The organism is Marinomonas gallaica (assembly GCF_001639745.1).
Taxonomy (GTDB): domain Bacteria; phylum Pseudomonadota; class Gammaproteobacteria; order Pseudomonadales; family Marinomonadaceae; genus Marinomonas; species Marinomonas gallaica.
This window is the reverse complement of sequence record NZ_LTAX01000029.1, coordinates 1-17,931: the sequence shown is the minus strand read 5'-3', so window position 1 is coordinate 17,931 and position 17,931 is coordinate 1. Positions and strand designations below refer to the sequence as shown.

The 17,931-nt window shown below is 44.6% G+C and carries 19 protein-coding genes; 5 read left to right on the top strand and 14 right to left on the bottom strand.

Annotation, left to right across the window (positions count from 1 at the left end; translation table 11 throughout):
- Positions 1-12: 12 nt before the first annotated feature.
- The gene (locus AYW76_RS17350) at positions 13-873 is read right to left on the bottom strand and encodes an acyl-CoA thioesterase (RefSeq protein ID WP_067223546.1); all 861 of its coding nucleotides are present in this window, start codon (positions 871-873) and stop codon (positions 13-15) included.
- Positions 874-1,020: 147 nt separating this feature from the next.
- On the opposite strand from AYW76_RS17350, the gene moaA reads away from it, so the two are divergent.
- Genes moaA through AYW76_RS17330 form a run of 4 tightly spaced genes read left to right on the top strand, consistent with a single transcriptional unit; the run spans position 1,021 to position 4,238 of the window.
- Positions 1,021-2,016, top strand: a complete 996-nt coding sequence (gene moaA / locus AYW76_RS17345; RefSeq protein WP_067223542.1) for a GTP 3',8-cyclase MoaA — start codon at positions 1,021-1,023, stop codon at positions 2,014-2,016.
- A gap of 14 nt (positions 2,017-2,030) precedes the next feature.
- The gene (gene moaB, locus AYW76_RS17340; protein WP_067223539.1) at positions 2,031-2,570 is read left to right on the top strand and encodes a molybdenum cofactor biosynthesis protein B; all 540 of its coding nucleotides are present in this window, start codon (positions 2,031-2,033) and stop codon (positions 2,568-2,570) included.
- Positions 2,571-2,573: 3 nt separating this feature from the next.
- Complete coding sequence (locus tag AYW76_RS17335; RefSeq protein ID WP_067223535.1) at positions 2,574-3,764, top strand: molybdopterin molybdotransferase MoeA; 1,191 nt, start codon at positions 2,574-2,576, stop codon at positions 3,762-3,764.
- A gap of 45 nt (positions 3,765-3,809) precedes the next feature.
- Positions 3,810-4,238 (top strand): hypothetical protein, encoded by a 429-nt coding sequence (locus AYW76_RS17330; RefSeq protein WP_067223532.1) that lies wholly within the window; start codon positions 3,810-3,812, stop codon positions 4,236-4,238.
- A 50-nt stretch (positions 4,239-4,288) separates the two neighbouring features.
- On the opposite strand, the gene serB is transcribed toward AYW76_RS17330, so the two are convergent.
- Positions 4,289-5,206, bottom strand: coding sequence for a phosphoserine phosphatase SerB (gene serB, locus AYW76_RS17325; protein WP_067223528.1), 918 nt, complete (start codon positions 5,204-5,206; stop codon positions 4,289-4,291).
- A gap of 167 nt (positions 5,207-5,373) precedes the next feature.
- Between serB and AYW76_RS17320 the strand changes: the two genes are divergently transcribed.
- The gene (locus AYW76_RS17320) at positions 5,374-6,807 is read left to right on the top strand and encodes an AhpA/YtjB family protein (protein ID WP_067223524.1); all 1,434 of its coding nucleotides are present in this window, start codon (positions 5,374-5,376) and stop codon (positions 6,805-6,807) included.
- Between the two features lie 74 nt (positions 6,808-6,881).
- Here the strand turns inward: AYW76_RS17320 and rpoS are convergent, their stop codons facing one another.
- The 12 genes from rpoS to AYW76_RS17260 all read right to left on the bottom strand — a co-directional run.
- A complete protein-coding gene (gene rpoS, locus AYW76_RS17315; RefSeq protein ID WP_067223521.1) occupies positions 6,882-7,871 on the bottom strand; it encodes an RNA polymerase sigma factor RpoS in 990 nt (329 codons plus the stop codon).
- A gap of 50 nt (positions 7,872-7,921) precedes the next feature.
- Positions 7,922-8,761: a peptidoglycan DD-metalloendopeptidase family protein gene (locus AYW76_RS17310; protein WP_082866294.1), complete on the bottom strand. Its 840-nt coding sequence runs from the start codon at positions 8,759-8,761 to the stop codon at positions 7,922-7,924.
- Between the two features lie 11 nt (positions 8,762-8,772).
- Positions 8,773-9,720 (bottom strand): DUF368 domain-containing protein, encoded by a 948-nt coding sequence (locus tag AYW76_RS17305; RefSeq protein ID WP_067223516.1) that lies wholly within the window; start codon positions 9,718-9,720, stop codon positions 8,773-8,775.
- Positions 9,713-10,375, bottom strand: a complete 663-nt coding sequence (locus tag AYW76_RS17300) for a protein-L-isoaspartate(D-aspartate) O-methyltransferase (RefSeq protein ID WP_067223514.1) — start codon at positions 10,373-10,375, stop codon at positions 9,713-9,715. Before AYW76_RS17300 ends, AYW76_RS17305 begins: the two co-directional genes overlap by 8 nt.
- Positions 10,372-11,118, bottom strand: a complete 747-nt coding sequence (gene surE, locus AYW76_RS17295; RefSeq protein ID WP_067223511.1) for a 5'/3'-nucleotidase SurE — start codon at positions 11,116-11,118, stop codon at positions 10,372-10,374. The genes AYW76_RS17300 and surE overlap by 4 nt, the downstream gene beginning before the upstream one ends.
- On the bottom strand, positions 11,096-12,190 hold the full coding sequence (gene truD / locus AYW76_RS17290; RefSeq protein ID WP_067223507.1) for a tRNA pseudouridine(13) synthase TruD: 1,095 nt from the start codon (positions 12,188-12,190) through the stop codon (positions 11,096-11,098). The genes surE and truD overlap by 23 nt, the downstream gene beginning before the upstream one ends.
- Positions 12,187-12,675: a 2-C-methyl-D-erythritol 2,4-cyclodiphosphate synthase gene (gene ispF, locus AYW76_RS17285; protein ID WP_067030525.1), complete on the bottom strand. Its 489-nt coding sequence runs from the start codon at positions 12,673-12,675 to the stop codon at positions 12,187-12,189. The genes truD and ispF overlap by 4 nt, the downstream gene beginning before the upstream one ends.
- 10 nt (positions 12,676-12,685) lie before the next feature.
- Positions 12,686-13,384, bottom strand: a complete 699-nt coding sequence (ispD, locus tag AYW76_RS17280; protein ID WP_067223504.1) for a 2-C-methyl-D-erythritol 4-phosphate cytidylyltransferase — start codon at positions 13,382-13,384, stop codon at positions 12,686-12,688.
- Positions 13,384-13,662: a septum formation initiator family protein gene (locus AYW76_RS17275; RefSeq protein WP_231872648.1), complete on the bottom strand. Its 279-nt coding sequence runs from the start codon at positions 13,660-13,662 to the stop codon at positions 13,384-13,386. Before AYW76_RS17275 ends, ispD begins: the two co-directional genes overlap by 1 nt.
- 111 nt (positions 13,663-13,773) lie before the next feature.
- On the bottom strand, positions 13,774-15,069 hold the full coding sequence (eno, locus tag AYW76_RS17270; RefSeq protein WP_067223501.1) for a phosphopyruvate hydratase: 1,296 nt from the start codon (positions 15,067-15,069) through the stop codon (positions 13,774-13,776).
- Between the two features lie 51 nt (positions 15,070-15,120).
- Entirely contained in the window at positions 15,121-16,755 is a 1,635-nt protein-coding gene (locus tag AYW76_RS17265) for a CTP synthase (protein WP_067223498.1), read from the bottom strand.
- Between the two features lie 182 nt (positions 16,756-16,937).
- Positions 16,938-17,931: PDR/VanB family oxidoreductase (locus AYW76_RS17260; protein ID WP_331709466.1), on the bottom strand; the 994-nt coding region annotated here is incomplete at its 5' end.

Sequence of the window (17,931 nt, the reverse complement as noted above, 5' to 3'; positions counted from 1 at the left end):
ACAAAACGATGACTAACGAGTCAGTCGAATCAATCCTTCTTGCGCCGTAGAGGCCACTATCTCACCCTCCTTGTTAAAAATCTTCCCTCGCACAAATCCTCGGGCGCCTGAAGCAGATGGGCTATCCGCGACATATAATAACCAGTCATCTAATCGAAATGGACGATGGAACCAAATAGCATGATCAAGACTTGCAATATTCAAATTCGGATTGCCAATAGAAATTCCGTGCGGCTGAAGTGCAGTCTCTAAAAAACCATAATCAGTGGTATAAGCCAGCATCGATTGATGTACTAATTCATTATCAGGCAAAGGTGAAATACTGCGAATCCACATATGTCGTGCCGGAAGTCCAGGACGCGGACGAAACGGATTTTGATTTTCCACAATGCGGTATTCGATCGGCCGTTCCGCGGTCAATAAGCTACGAATTTTATATGGAATCTCTTCCGCATGCTTCTGAAATAAACTGAGCTCTGATTTGAAATTCTCAGGACCAGGTACATGAGGCATAGGCTCTTGATGCGACAAGCCTTCTTCGTATTTCTGAAAAGAGGCAGTCATCACCAAAATGGTTTTTTGATTTTGGCTGGCGATCACTCGGCGAACACTGAAACTTCCACCATCTCTCACTGTCTCAACATCATAGTCAATAATTTGCTTCGCATCCCCAGGACGAATAAAGTAGCTGTGTAATGAATGAGGGGCTCGCCCTTCCGGAACGGTTTGCGCCGCTGCACTCAATGCCTGACCGACAACTTGTCCGCCAAAGACCTTAGGAAACCCTAAATCTTGACTCTTACCGACAAATTTAGTGTCAGAAACCCGATTCAAAGTGAGTATATCGATCAAATTATGTATAACACTACGCACTGCGATTCCCCTATTTCTATAGTGGTTCTAACTGCACTCAAATATTGCGTTATTTGAGCATAACGCAAGCCGCAGTCAATACAGAGAATTTTTGCCTCTGTAGATAAATTTTGCTTCTATTAGAAAATTGTAGCGAGGCCAATTCAAGTGTCAGATTCCAAGCTCATCGATCCGTTCGGTCGAAAAATTGATTATTTACGTATTTCGGTGACGGACCGCTGTGATTTTCGCTGTACCTATTGCATGGATGAAGATGCGACTTTTTTGCCTCGTCGCGATATTTTATCGCTCGAAGAGATCGTTCAAGTTGCCACCTCATTCGTTGCACTAGGTACCCGAAAAATCCGTATTACGGGCGGTGAGCCACTGGTACGAAAAGACATATTGTTTGCACTAAAGCAAATAGCAGCTCTACCGGGACTTGATGAGCTCACCATAACAACGAATGGTTCACAGCTTGAAAAAATGGGGCAACAGCTGTTCGATGCGGGCGTTTCTCGCATCAATATTAGCTTAGATACGCTTAAACGTGAACGCTTTGAAGAGCTTACACGTCGAGACAAACTCGACCAAGTCCTACGCGGCATCAAGACTGTAAGCGCACTCCCCTTTAAGCAACTAAAACTTAATGCCGTCATTCTAGGTGGTCATAATGACGACGAAATAGAAGACTTAGTGGAATTCGCATTAGCTCATAAAATGGATATTAGTTTCATTGAAGAAATGCCATTGGGTCAGATTTCTCACCATGATCGTGCCAAAGTCTACATCTCCAGTGACGAATTACTAGAACGTTTACAACAACGCTGGCACCTGAGCCTTTCTGAACGCTCGACTGGCGGACCTTCACGCTATTACGACATTGCCGGAGAAAGCCAGCAAGTCGGATTCATTTCCCCACACAGTCATAATTTTTGCAGTACATGCAATCGAGTACGCTTGACAGCAGAAGGTCGCCTATTACTTTGCTTGGGCAATGAGCATTCAAAAGATTTAAAATCGGTACTACGAACTCATCCAGATGATGCAGATTTATTACAGCAGAGTATTATTGATTCTCTAGTACTCAAACCAGAGAAACACCACTTTAACTTAGATGAAGAACCCCAAATTCTGCGCTTCATGAGCGCCACTGGCGGTTAACAAAGGATTTTATTATGGCTAAAACCCCGTCCCCTTTTCGCCCGCTTAGCATCAATGTATTAACCGTTTCTGACACCCGCGGTATCGCTGAAGACACATCCGGTGAAGCGCTCATTACCATGCTTAAAGACGCTGGGCATAACCTAGGTGAGCGAGCGATTGTAAAAGATGATGTTTACGCCATGCGCGCCGTGGTATCCACCTGGATCGCTGATGACAACGCACACGTTGTCTTGATCACAGGCGGTACTGGTTTTTACTCACGTGACAGCACACCAGAAGCCATCCTGCCGTTACTGGACAAAGAGGTCGACGGTTTTGGGGAGCTTTTCCGCCAAATATCATATGAAGAAATTGGCACCTCGACTATTCAATCTAGAGCACTAGCAGGCCTTGCCAATAAAACACTTATTTTCTGTCTACCTGGCTCTACAGGGGCCTGTAAAACTGCATGGAACGGCATTATCCAAGAGCAGTTAGATGCACGTCATCGTCCATGTAACTTCGTTATGATGCTTTTGGGGCCTTATCAACCACCTGTTCACGAGGTGTAATTCATGACGGCATTAATGCCTTTTAAAGACGCGATTCAGCACATTAAGAACGCCCTGCCTCTTGCAACGTTAACCGAGCGTGTTTCATTAGACCATGCTCTGGGACGCATTTTGTCTCAGGATATTGTTTCTCACATTGACGTCCCCCCTGCGGCCAACAGTGCGATGGACGGTTTTGCCGTTCGCTCGCGTGATTTGCAAGACACTGCAACATTATCCGTTTCTCAACGCATCGCAGCGGGTAACGCCCCAACACCTCTCACGCCAAGCACCTGTGCTCGTATTTTCACTGGCGCCGAAATCCCTGCTGGTGCTGACGCCGTTGTGATGCAAGAAAATACCAAGCAAAAGAGCGACCAAATTACGTTTCTTCAGGCCGTAAAGCCAAACGATAATATTCGTCCAGCGGGACAAGACATTGCAAAAGGTGCTCTGGTATTAGCCGCAGGAAAGCGCTTATCTGCGATTGATATAGGTGTATTGGCCAGTATTGGTCTTACCTGTATCGACGTTTTTACACCATTAAAAGTGGGTGTTCTCACTACAGGTGATGAGTTACAACAACCCGGACAGCCTCTTACGGCAGGACAAATTTACAACTCAAATGGCCCACTTATTGAGTCATTAGTGATCAGTGCAGGGCATCAGGTAAGTTTACGCCAACATGCTATGGATTCCGTAGAAGCTACGCAAACGGCTCTGAAAGAACTCAGTGACTGCTCCGATATCATTATTTCTTCAGGCGGCGTTTCCGTCGGCGAAGAAGACCATGTGAAAGCCACCATTGAACAAAATGGGCAGTTACATCTTTGGAAAATCGCTATAAAGCCTGGTAAACCCTTAGTATTTGCAAAGGTGTTTGACACCCCCTTACTAGGATTACCTGGTAACCCTAGCTCAACTTTGGTCACATTCCACCTATTTGCAAGACTAGCACTGGCAAAAGCGGCCGGTGAAAGTTTGGATTTACCGAAAGCTTTACGGGTTAAATGTGACTTTTCGCGCAAAGGGAATAAGTCTCGAGATGAGTTCTTAAGAGTGCATGTAAACAACGGCGTTGCGACACCTCATGTGCAACAAAGTTCTGGCGCTCTATTGGCCGCCAGCCAAACAGATGGTTACTTACATGTGCCAGCGGAGCACAATATTTCACCAAATAGTGAATTCGACTTTTACCCATTTAACAGCTTCTAAACTACACTTAATGGATCTATCCCCTATTATGTAGGAGTAACCGTTGTGAGAGATAGGAACTGGGAAGCGTCATTGTATGAACATCAACACGAGATGATTAAACGTCTTGATGTTCATCGTAAAAAAGATCGAAACGACCAGCTTACTCAAGATGAGATCATGGCCGTTGAACACACCTTCCAATTATTAGTGGCTTCAATGCTTGATTTCGCTCGTTATGTACTTAAACATCACTATGATGTTGCTGTTGAACGTCGAGATCAGGTGCTGGATGCTTTGATAGAACATAAAGACGTAACCTATGAACAAGGTGAGCAGATTCGAGTACTGGTGGAACTGCGCCAAAAGATTCTATTTGATTACTTAGATGAGAATTTTACCGAGCTGTCCTCAGCCTTATCCTTACGACGCTACGCATTGGTCGAAGTACTGACTAAGGAGTGGACCTCAAGACTTGGTCAAGAAGAGCACTGACAAGAAGTTTCGCTCCCCTAATCCGATGTTTAGGGGAGCGTTAAGCTATGTTACATTAGCGATTGAGCGATCTCATTCGAATCAAGTCCAAGCAGATAAAGCACACCCTCCAAACCCAATTGACTCATTGGACACGGCGCTTGCTTACGTACAATCGGTTTAGCGTGCAATGCTACCCCTAACCCCGCATCATTCAGCATAAGTAAATCATTGGCGCCATCGCCACACGCTACCGTCTGAGAATGAGGTACAGAATATTGCTCTTTCAGCAAAGCTAACAGTTGCTGCTTGCGTTTCGCATCGACAATGGGGCCAATGTGCTTACCTGTCAACGTCCCATCCACAATATCCAACTCATTAGCATGCACTTCCGTCATACCATAATCTTGTTGAACACGGTTGGCGAAGTAGGTGAAACCACCCGATAAAATAGCGGTCTTCCAACCAAACTTATGCAGCACTTTCATCAGTATTGAAATACCATCCATATGCTCTATACGCTGATAAACAGAATCCATCACATCACTGCTCAAACCGTTTAACAACGACAAACGCTGTACAAAGCTCTCGGTAAAATCGATTTCACCGCGCATTGCACTGGCCGTTACAGCCGCAATTTGTTCACCTATTCCCATCTCCACTGCTAACTCGTCCATAACTTCAGCTTTAATTAGCGTAGAGTCCATATCAAAGACAGCTAAACCGGGTTCAGAAAGTGTTGGTGTAAAAGGTTGGAAAATATGGTCGATTCCAGACGCATCCGCCATGGCTAACAATTGCGCCCGAAGCTCTTCATATTTACCATCGTGGATGGTAGTGCTAAGGTCATAGCGCTGAACACAAAATGCGTCTTGAGGATTTGTTAGGACTCTTGTCGAAGTCTTTAAAAATTGTTGTTCAAGCCAGCTCTCAAAGACTGGCAAGTAGTCGGCGAGGTGGTCGCCAATAAGCGTGATCGAAGCGGTCATAACAACTCCTGATAATGGGGACACTTACTATATCAAATCCTCATGCGGACGCTAACCGTGATTAAGACCTAAAGAAATACCGCCTAGGTCCGTAAACCTTTAAGAACATCATTAAAACATCGGGTATATCAACTAGATACCTACACAATATTCGTACTAGGACGTCGATGGACACCTTAAAAAAACTATCATCAGGGTATTATCAGCTGCTTCAAAAGTGCTCGTCCGCGAGCATTTTATTGTCGACCTATTTAGCACTGATTCTAATTACGCTGGCGACCGTATGGTTTTCGGTTACGTCGGCGGTAGACAAACATCTCAATCAACAAACCGATGTATTGGGCAGTAGCTTAGCAACTCAGGCCGCCTTTAACGCAACCCAATCGATCTTAACCAATGACTTACTCAGCTTAAATGTGTTATTGAACCGTCTTGTTGTCAGCGACAATATTTTGAGTGCACGCGTGTACAACAAAAAAGACGAATTGCTCGCAGAAGCAAATATAAACGGCAACCAATCTAATAGTGATGTCGACCTTCGACCGTCTGATAAACACAGAGTCTACAGCTCTCCGATTCGTTTTCGAGACGATGTCGTAGGCCATGTCTTGATTACGTTAGATAAGTCATCCGCTCAAAATACCTTAAATCATATTAGCAACCTGGTCATCGGCTTAGGTATTTTTCTCACCGCTATCACCAGTGTACTTTTAGTGCTAATCGTTCGTCGTTTGTATATGCCGATTGCACGAGCCACTGATGCTTTAGAGGCATACACCAATGGTACAAACAATGCTCCTATGCCTGAGAAAAGTTACCGAGAAGCTCATGAGCTTATTCATCATGTTCAGCAGTTACAGAGTCTTGAATTAAAGACACCGCTTCAAAAAGAAGTTGAGAACACTGATACTGATGCGCCAAGCGTTGATGAAGAAGGCCAGTTTGAAATTAATTTTGAGCAGATAATCAAAGAGTCAGAACGTCAATCCTGTGCCCTATTCATTCAATTAAAACACTTGAATCAATGGCGTGATGAACTCCCTCCTTTGCAAGTAGCAAATTTACTTACCCCCATTTACCGTACTATTTTTTTAGCAGGTGAATACTACAATGGCCAAGTTCATCAATATGAGAAAGATTGCGTACTAATGCTTTTTCAAGCAAAAAACTGCGACAACAACCTATATATGAATGCCGCATGCTGTGCTGAACTGATTCAAGAATTACTGAATCAACTAATGAGCAGTGACTTGTATGAAGAAGTTCCCGAGATCAGCTATCACATGGGGCTTCACAACGGCGATGAGTCTCTCTCACGTATGTACGAAGCAAATAAGATCAATGCCGAAGAAATTACACCTCTTATAACGCTGGCCAATGCATTGGCACTCTCCGAATCCCACAACAAACTTGTGCTAAGTGAAGAAATCATCACAGTGCCTGAGATTCAGAACCGTATTGTATTGAGCTTACCAGAAATCATTGAGCTTGATAGCGGAGAAGAAATCTTAGCGTACTCAGTGAAAGGGTTGTCTGAAAAATATCGTACTCGTGTAGACGAACAAATTAATGAGCTTGCATTAGAGCACGAAGAAGCTTAATAATTTACCGCTTACAATACAAAAAAGCCCCAGCTATCTTTTTGATAACTGGGGCTTTTTTGATCGTGGCAACATTAGTTATCTAAATTGATGACATCCGTTAATGACAGACCACGGTTTTGCAACATGATCCGTAATTTGCGCAATGCCTCAACTTGTATTTGTCGAACACGCTCTCGTGTCAAACCAATTTCAGCCCCGACATCTTCAAGGGTACTTGGTTCATAACCACGTAGACCAAAACGTCTAGCAATGACCTCACACTGCTTATCGTTAAGCTCATCAAGTAATTGTTCGATATTCTGGTGTACATCACCTTCTTGACGGTCGTCTTCAGGCCCAGCATGCTGTGTGTCAGCTAATACTTCCACCAAACTTTTATCACTGTCTAAACCACCAACAGGAGAATCAATAGAACTGACACGTTCATTTAGGCTTAACATACGCTGAACATCCTCTACAGGACGATCCAGCATTGTTGCAATTTCTTCTGGGCTCGGCTCATGATCCAGTTTTTGCGTCAGCTCACGGGCTGCTCGCAAATACACATTTAGCTCTTTGACGACATGAATAGGCAAGCGGATCGTTCGTGTCTGATTCATGATCGCGCGCTCTATGGTTTGACGAATCCACCACGTAGCGTAAGTTGAAAAGCGGAAGCCTCGTTCTGGGTCAAATTTTTCAACGGCACGAATCAAACCTAAATTGCCCTCTTCGATCAAATCTAAGAGCGTTAGGCCTCTATTTAAGTAACGACGAGAAATCTTCACGACCAAACGTAAATTACTCTCAATCATCCGCTTACGAGCTGCCTCATCCCCCTTTAATGCTAATCGAGAAAAGTAAACCTCTTCCTCTGCACTCAATAATGGGGAATAACCAATCTCGCTTAAATAAAGCTGTGTTACATCCAAAGATTTTACATCATTGTCTGCATAACGCGCATTTACCGCTGATTCAAAATCATCTGTGTCATCCACAGATTCATTTGTATCTTCGAAATCAAAATCATCCGTATTCTTAAGAATTTCTTCTGTCGACTTGTCCATCTCTACTGATTTCATATAGCCCTCCTCAACGCCCAAATTATGATTATTATTTTTGGGGGTAGTACTTATTTTTTAGGTAGTACTTTAAGTGGGTCGATTGGCTGGCCATCACGCCTAACCTCAAAGTGTAATAAAGGTTTTTCCGTTCCTTTACCACCAATGATGGCGAGAGAGTCGCCCGATCGAACACTTTGTTTTTCCTTAACTAAGATGCGCTCATTGTAAGCATAGGCACTAAGATATACTTCGTTATGTTTCACTATGACTAAATTACCGTAGCCAATCAAGCCATTTCCTGCGTACACCACAATACCATCTGCAACCGCTTTAACATGCTCAGCATCTTTGCCGCGAATGTCTATACCTTTACTACTAACGCCGGCACTTGAAAAGCCCCTAGTCACAGATCCCGAAATTGGCCAACGCCATGACGACACTTTTTTATCCGGTATCTTTACAGTCGACACGGGCTTTGACGAAGAGTTCACTTTCGCTATGGCGTTTTTTGTTACAGGCTTTTGTGGCGTAGATGTCTTCTTGGCCACTGTTTTTGTCGGTGTAGTCGATCGTTTTATGGAACCTTTCAAACGGATTTTTTGATTAGGGTAAATAGTATAAGGAGCTGGGATGTTATTAATTTCTGCCACATGGCGATAATCTAAACCATAAGAAAAAGCGATAGAAAACAAGGTATCACCCGAGTCAACCCGATAAACGCCGCTGCTCGGCATAGGTTTGGTTCTCGGGCTACTCGAAGAATGATCGAAAGATCCGACATTAGAATAATGAAAACTGTCTGATGCACACCCCGATAAAACCAAACATAGCATTAGGGCACCGCTGAGCTTGTGTGTCAGCAATTTAGAGATTTTGTAAGCTATTCTCATCTGCCCAACTATTTGCATTTAAACTCACTTTACTTACATAGATCGGGGTTGGTTACAGTCGCGTTTGCTTTTTGTAAGAAGATGTAATGGGTTCCCAGAACGAACAACGCACCGAGTAAAATTAAGCCAAATGGAATGATCAAGCCATCGATTAGCACAAAGTTATCCATATTCCATGGCAACAGCAATTCTTCCTGAGCAGGGAGACGCTTACTGCCCACATCAATAAAAGACACTGCTTCTTTCCAAGGCCACACTTTCACCAGTGCACCTAGCATAATACCGGTTAGCATCGCTAAGGTGACCGACTTTGCATGGGTTAGTAGCCAATTCAATAACTTCGAAAAACTTAACAACCCCAATACAGCGCCAGTTGCGAACACAATGATCACAACAAAATTAAGGTCTTTAACTGACGTAATAATAAATCCGTACATTCCCAGCATTAATAAAATAAAGCTACCGGAAATGCCAGGTAAAATCATGGCGCAGATGGCAATCATGCCAGAACAGAACACCATCACTAAGTTCGTATTGACTTGCGTCGGCACCAACAAAGAAAGCCCGCTACCGACACTTATACCAATCAACATAATAAGGCCATGTTTGACAGTAAAGGTGGGTATTTCATGTATCAAAACATAAGCAGAAGCGATAATTAGCCCAAAAAAGAAGCTCCATAACCAAACAGGATAATCTTGTAATAACGTTGTTATAAGGCTCGCGAGACCAAAAATACTCGTAATGATGCCAAGTAAAAGCGCTAATAAGAAACCGCCATCAAAATGCTGCCATAAACCCTTGATATCACCTTTGCAAAGCATTGCAATGCTTTGACGATTGACACCACTTAATGCGCTAATCAAGCGACTATAGATGCCGATAATAAAGGCCATCGTGCCACCAGAAACACCTGGCACCACATCTGCAGCGCCCATTAGCACACCGCTTAAATAAATTTTTAGCCACTTAGGCATCCACTTTTCCTTCTAATAATGGAACAAACTGAGCTGGAGCCGATTCTAAACGCTTCCACTTATCCCCTACTCGGCGCCAACATCCAATGGAAGGCACCTCATCCGCAATAGGCATAATTAAAATACCGTCCTCTTTCAGCATATCTGTCAGAGCTGAGGGGACTTTACTCGCCATTGCCGTGACGATGATGGCATCCATTTGTACTTTTTGTGGCCAACCTAAATGCCCATCACCGTGCAAAAACTCAACATTGTTAACCCCCATATTTCTTAAGCGCTCTTGCGCTTGGACATACAGGCTCTTCTGACGTTCAATGGTATGCACTTTATTAAAGAAATGCGCTAACAAACAGGTTTGATACCCTGAACCAGTCCCAACCTCAAGCACGCGCCCTAATCGTGCATAGGAGAGCAGCCACAACGTCATTCGAGCCACCGTTAGCGGTTGACTGATAGTTTGACTACGACCGATAGGAAGCGCCGTTGGACTGTATGCCAAATGCGAAAAAGCAGGCTCAACAAATTCCTGACGTGGCAACATCGCCATCAGTTCAAGCAATTCTTTATGATTAACCCCCTCATGAACCAAGTGCTCTAGCATTTGACTGCAGCGAGGTTGTGAGCGTTTTAAAAGGTCATCTAATGCAATGCTCATGGTGCTATATCATTCACCCATTGATTCAGTTGATGTAATGCCGAATGACAGGTCATGTCTGTATGCATCGGCGTAATCGAAATATAGCCATTAGCAACCGCATGAAAATCGGTTCCCTCTTGAGCATCATTGGGTTCGGCTAATGCCCCAATCCAGTAGCACTCAAGACCTTTTGGATGGTTAGCTGGAATCGCTGGATGCGCTTGATGACGATATCCTAAACGCGTCACTTTAATGCCTTTAATTTCAGCAAACGGTAGGTCCGGAATATTAATATTCAGCAGCACTTTAGGCGGCAACGCTAGCGTATGGGAGTCCTGCAATAACTTACTCACCCATTTTGCCGCGGTATCAAAATAACGATTCCCCACCAAAGAAACGGCAATTGCTGGCCGCCCCAAATGACGCGCTTCCATCGCTGCGGCAACGGTACCCGAGTAAATCACGTCGTCCCCTAAATTAGGGCCGTGATTAATACCAGAAACCACGGCATCAAAGCGCCCATCAATCACTTCAGACAATGCTAAATTAACACAATCGGTTGGCGTACCATCAACTTTGTATTGGCCCTCGCGAACCAACGTAGGGCGCAAAGGGCGCGTCAATGTTAAAGAGTTACTTGCACCACTGCGATCACGATCAGGTGCCACTAGGGTACATTGGAAATCTTTCTGTAAGTAATTGGCTAACGTTTGAATGCCTTTAGCATCCAATCCGTCATCATTCGCTAGTAATAATCTCATGACGTTTTTCTTGGGATCGATCGTTAATAATAAACAACTCACGCAACACGCTGGTCGCAAAAGCTCCCTTAGGCAGCTCAAATTGAATCACCAATTGCTCCGCTTCATCGGTAGCATTTAGCAATTCCCAGGCCATGTCTTTCGGTACAATTCGAGTCGCACGACTGTCACGAGAGAAATCAAAGCTAATTAGCCCTTTTAATAGTTCGCTTTGCTCAGCGTAAAGGATCGCCATGGCTTCCGCTCGTTCAGAATTCGTGCCCATAGGCCAGCCATCACTAATCAATGGCAACACCGGCGAAATGTCACCCAAACGGGTTCGATACAATGTATCTAAACTTAACTCTTTGACTCGAAACGATTGAGAGCCATCTCTTGGTTGAGCAATATCGCCTGTTTTTATCACATCCCAACTGCCATCTACGACAAACTGAGATAAGGCTTCATTAAAAAACCATGATCGGATGGCTGATAACCAAAACGACTGTGTTTTATTGAGCTTATGTGTACCATAACGTCCTGGCATCACAAACTTGTAGCCATTCACTAAGTTATTGCCATCAATACCAAAACGCTGTTCACCATAATAATTCGGCACACCATGACGCTCAATGAGACTTAAACGCTGCTTTACCTCATTTAGATCGCCTTGAATATTACGCAAACGCAAACTAAAGCGATTCCCTAGCAACCCCCCGGTACGCAACTTTTTACTATGGCGCGTTTGCAGTAGCACTCTCACCGTTTCCGGCTCACGAAAGACCTGCTCAATATCACTCAAATCTGGTGCTTGACCAATGATATGCAAGCAAAACCATTGACGTGTACAGGCATGTCGGTCTTTAACTCCGGCATAGGTAACACGGCTCGGTGAAATATCAGCGGCCTGCGCCAAGCGCTTAGCTAGGAAATCTGTATTAACGCCTTGCTTCTCTACCCATAGATAAACAAACTCGCCTTTCCCTTCTGGTTCAAACCCTAAGATTTCTTCTACCAAGAAGTCACTGACCTGCGTTTTTAGGTCTGCACGGGCTTGTGGTTCCGTCCATGCATAGTGCCATTGTGTGTTCATGTATTATCTCGATACAGTAGCGCAACCGCTTCCACAGCGATGCCTTCTTTACGACCCGTAAAACCTAGTTTCTCGGTCGTTGTCGCTTTTACATTTGTTGCAGACATGTCGATCGCAAGATCTGCAGCAATGTTAGTACGCATAGCATCGATATGAGGACGCATTTGGGGAGCTTGAGCAATGATGGTGACATCAACATTTCCAACTAACCAGCCAAGCTTTCTGATCTCAGAAAACGCTTGACGCAATAAGCCACGACTGTTTGCGCCTGCAAATTCGGCATCCGTATCCGGAAAGTGTTTACCAATATCACCCAGAGCTGCTGCGCCTAATAAAGCATCCGTCAAAGCATGCAAAGCCACATCGCCATCGGAATGAGCTACCAGCCCTTTTTCATAAGGAATGGTTACCCCTCCGATTACGATGTGATCGCCTTCGCCGAACTTATGAACGTCAAAGCCATGGCCAATTCGAAATGGCACCATAAAAATCTCCTTACTGTAACTCGGAACTGTGAATACTAATAAGCGCTTGAGCGATTACTAAATCATCTGGCACCGTAATTTTTAAATTGCTCGACTCACCTTCGATCAAATCCGGTTGCCAATTTAATAGCTCCATTGCCGAGCTTTCATCAGTAATCGCGATACCTTCTTCTGTCGCGCTAGCAATGCCTTCATACAATGCCATCAGTGGGAATTTTTGGGGTGTTTGAGCCTGCCATATAACACTGCGGTCAACCGTTGCAGTCGCGCATTGATCGTTTGCTAGTTTCAATGTGTCTTTACACGGGATAGCCAATAACGCACCTTGCTCACCCGTATGCGACACAATACGTGTCAGAGCCGATTGCGAGAGTAACGGACGTACCGCATCGTGTACTAATACGGAATCAGTTTCAGAAACACCAAGGGCCAATAACACTTGCAGGCCATTTAATACCGTATCCGATCGCTCTTCACCACCGTCAAAACGAACCACTTGAGGATGCGTCGACCACTCTGAATCTGGCCAATACTCATCGTCTGGACTGACACCAACAACGACCCCAGCTACATTAGGGTGCCCAATAAAACGAGAAATCGTCGTATCTAGGATAGTTTTATCATTAAGCATTAGATATTGCTTTGGTTGCGCACTTGCCATGCGTTTTCCAACCCCTGCGGCTGGAATAATTACCCAATACTGTGTCATTACTTTTCTACTATTCGATAAAAGACTTCGCCGTCTTTGATATATTGAAGTTCTGTCCGAACGTGTTCTTCGATCGCATCGCCGCCACGACGCAAATCACTTATTTGAGCACGTAAGGCATCATTACGCACTTTCAGACGCTTATTAATCTGTTCTTGATACTCAATCTGCTTGGCCAGCTCTTCTTCGCGTTTTATACCCTGCTCTCCCCAATAGCTTTGGTAAAAGAAATAAGCAGACACGCTTAGAAATATGGCAATAAAAATACGCAACATCATGTTGGAAGATTCAGACTCTGGACAAAGGAGTGCCCATTATTTCGCGAAATGGGAGAAAAAAACATAAAAAAGGGAGAACGAATGTTCTCCCTTTTAAAATCAGACCAAACTTTACGCTTGCCCTTTGATCTCAGAACGACCTTTATAAGGTGCTTTACCACCTAGCTGTTCTTCAATGCGTAACAATTGATTGTACTTAGACACTCGGTCAGAACGACATAGCGAGCCAGTTTTAATTTGGCCAGCTGCGGTGCCTACAGCTAAATCAGCAATCGTCGCGTCTTCTGTTTCACCTGAGCGGTGCGAAATCACAGCCGTGTAACCGGCTTCTTTCGCCATTTTGATTGCCTCTAGTGTCTCCGTCAAAGAACCAATTTGGTTAAATTTGATCAGGATAGAGTTCGCAATGCCTTCGTCAATACCGCGTTTCAGAATTTTAGTGTTGGTTACAAACAAGTCGTCACCGACTAATTGAATCTTGTCGCCAAGAATCTTAGTCTGATAAGCAAAACCGTCCCAGTCAGATTCGTCTTGGCCGTCTTCGATCGATACGATTGGGTATTCATTACACAGTCCAGCTAGGTAATCAGAGAACTCTTCTGAAGAGAACACTTTACCTTCACCTTTCATGTTGTACTTACCATCTTCAAAGAATTCAGATGCAGCACAGTCCATCGCCAAGGTAATGTCTTTACCTAACTCGTAACCTGCAGCAGCAACCGCCTCTTTGATCACTGCCAATGCTTCTGCATTAGAAGCAAGGTCTGGAGCAAAGCCACCTTCATCACCTACCGCTGTGCTTAGGCCACGTTCGCTTAGCACTTTCTTCAAGGCGTGGAAAATTTCCGCACCGTAACGCAGTGCTTCACGGAAATTAGGTGCACCGACAGGCTGAATCATAAACTCTTGGATATCAACGTTGTTATCCGCGTGCTCACCACCGTTGATGATGTTCATCATTGGCACAGGCATAGAATAAACACCCGGTGTACCGTTGATATCAGCTATGTGTACGTACAAAGGCACTTTCTTAGAGACTGCTGCGGCTTTCGCTGCGGCCAAAGAAACCGCTAGGATTGCGTTCGCACCGAATTGAGATTTGTTCTCAGTTCCATCAAGATCAATCATGACCTTATCTAGCTCAGCTTGTGCTGTCGCATCTTGGCCAATTAGCGCTTCACGGATTGGACCGTTTACCGCTGCAACCGCTTTCAGTACGCCTTTACCCAAGTAACGGCTTTTATCACCATCACGCAGTTCCAACGCTTCACGAGAACCGGTTGAGGCACCAGAAGGTGCACACGCTGTACCAAACGAGCCATCGGCAAGGATTACGTCAGCTTCCACAGTTGGGTTACCACGTGAATCCAGAACTTCTCTGGCCTTGATGTCAACGATTTGACTCATAACAAACCCCTTTTTGTAGATGATAAATTCACAAACATCTGTCTGCTAAAACTACTTTTCTTTTCCTGCATTCTTCAGCGCTGCATGCACAAATGCACTGAATAGGCCATGTCCGTATCGAGGCGTAGACGTAAATTCAGGATGGAATTGACATGCAACAAACCAAGGATGATCGGCAATTTCCACCATTTCTACTAGTGAATTGTCAGCTGACAAGCCTGAAATGGTCAGGCCCGCTTCTTTCAATGCTGGCACGTAGTAGTTATTTACTTCATAACGATGACGATGACGCTCACTGATCACTGGCTCGCCGTACGCTGTATGTGCTTTCGTACCTTCTACCAAGTTACAGTTTTGCGCACCTAAACGCATCGTTCCACCTAGGTCGGATTGCTCTGACCGAATTTCTTTAGAGCCTTCAGAATTAACCCATTCAGTGATTAAGCCAACCACTGGGTTCTCTGTCTTAAGATTAAACTCGGTGCTGTGCGCACCTTTTAAATTTGCGACGTTACGCGCAAATTCAATAACCGCTACTTGCATACCTAAACAGATACCCAAGTACGGAATTTTGTTCTCACGGGCGTATTGTGCCGTACGAATCTTACCTTCCACGCCACGCTCACCAAAGCCACCAGGTACGAGAATCGCGTCCATACCTTCTAGAACAGAGGTGCCTTCTTCTTCAATTTTTTCAGAATCGATGTAATGCAATTTCACTTTCGTACGTGCATGAATGCCCGCATGATCCATTGCTTCAATTAACGATTTGTAAGCATCCAACAACTCCATGTATTTACCTACCATGGCGATGTTCACTTGCTTCTCTGGGTTAAGTTTCGCTTGCGCAACCTTATTCCAGATTTCTAAATCGGCAATGTTGCAGTCTAGATTAAAGCGCTGAACAATCAGGCTATCAAGACCTTGGTCGGCCAACATTTGAGGGATACGATAAATTGTATCTGCATCAGGTAGAGAAATAACCGCACGCTCGTCCACGTTAGTGAACAATGCAATTTTCTTACGATCTGCTATATCAATCGAAACTTCCGAACGACATACCAGCACATCAGGTTGAATACCAATCGAGCGCATCTCTTTAACAGAGTGCTGAGTCGGCTTGGTTTTCGTTTCACCTGCTGTACGAATGTAAGGGACCAACGTCAAATGCATGAACAATGCTCGGTGAGAGCCTAGTTCAACTTTTAGCTGACGAATTGCCTCTAAGAAAGGCTGTGATTCAATATCACCGACCGTACCACCAATTTCGACCAAAGCGATGTCTGCGCCTTCAGCGCCAGCAATGACACGACGTTTGATTTCATCAGTAATGTGAGGAATCACTTGAACAGTGCCGCCCAAGTAATCACCACGACGCTCTTTTTGCAGAACGTGCTGGTAAACGCGGCCAGATGTGAAGTTGTTGCGTTTGTTCATCTTCGTTGAGATGAAACGCTCATAATGACCCAAATCTAGGTCTGTCTCAGCACCGTCTTCAGTCACGAAAACTTCACCGTGCTGGAATGGGCTCATCGTGCCTGGGTCAACGTTAATGTATGGATCCAGTTTTAGCATGGTGACTTTCAGACCACGGGATTCTAGGATCGCTGCCAATGAAGCCGACGCTAACCCTTTACCAAGTGATGAAACCACGCCGCCTGTGACGAAAATATATCGTGTCGCCATGAGTGTTAAGCCCGCCTTAAATGTGTGAGATCGAAATGAGAAAAGGCACTTAAAAAGCACCTTTATGACGGGAGCAAATAATAGCACCAGCCCCTCTTTCACTCAACGTAAAAGCTGACAAGTTTTGCGTCTTTTATAAACGAAACGTGTGAATCGAGTAAAATCTTCGTCACTCAGCCAATCTAGATATCTAATACAAGACAGTCACTACGGGATCGAGAACAACATGGCATGATCAAATTACTTGAAGCACGCTCATCATTTGACAAGAAAGTATCTCGGTGATCCGGCACGCCTTCTACAACCCGAGTCATACAGGTTCCACACCAACCTTCTTCACACGAGATAGGAATATCGATGCCGTTTATTTCTAACGTCTGCGTGATACTTAGCCCCTCTTCAACATCAAACACTTCCCCCGAACTGGCCACTTTTACTTGAAAAGTCTCCCGTGGGGCGCTGTCCATCTCAGGAGAAGCAACCCCTTTGAAGAACTCATGATGCAACTTTGCTTCCGGCCAGCCTAAGCTTCGCGCAAGATCAAGTACCGTTCGAATATAACCATTTGGGCCACAAGCATAGATATCACGTTTATCCGGCAACGACGCGAGCAAAGCTTGGATATCAGCTCGTTTACCTTGCTCGATGGTGAAATGAAATTTCACTTTATCCGAGAAAGAAGCGTTTTTGAGTGTGCCGTAGAATGCCGCATAATGCGCACTTTTAGCGGAATAATGAAGCAAAAAATCCGTACCTGATTTAGACAACATTTGCGCCATCGGCATGAGAGGCGTCACACCAATGCCAGCGGCCATTAGCAAAGCAGGGAGTCGAGGACTATTAAGAGGAAAGTGGTTTTGAGGTAGCTTCGCCTTAAGCTTATCGCCTTGTTTCAGACGATGGATTTCAGCAGAGCCACCACGTGAATTTGGATCACGCAACACGGCTACTTCAAATTCTTTACCCGTTGTCGGTAAACGACACAACGAATACTGCCTCAATAAACCACTAGGCAATTGCAACTCGATGTGTGCTCCCGCTTGATAAGAGGGTAATGTACCACCATCTTGTTTAACTAAGGTTAAGCGGATCACATCTTTGTAGTGGTCTAATGAAACCGGACACCATTTTAGGTGGTAACATAGCCATATTAAAAGAGGTGTCCAATGGCAAAAC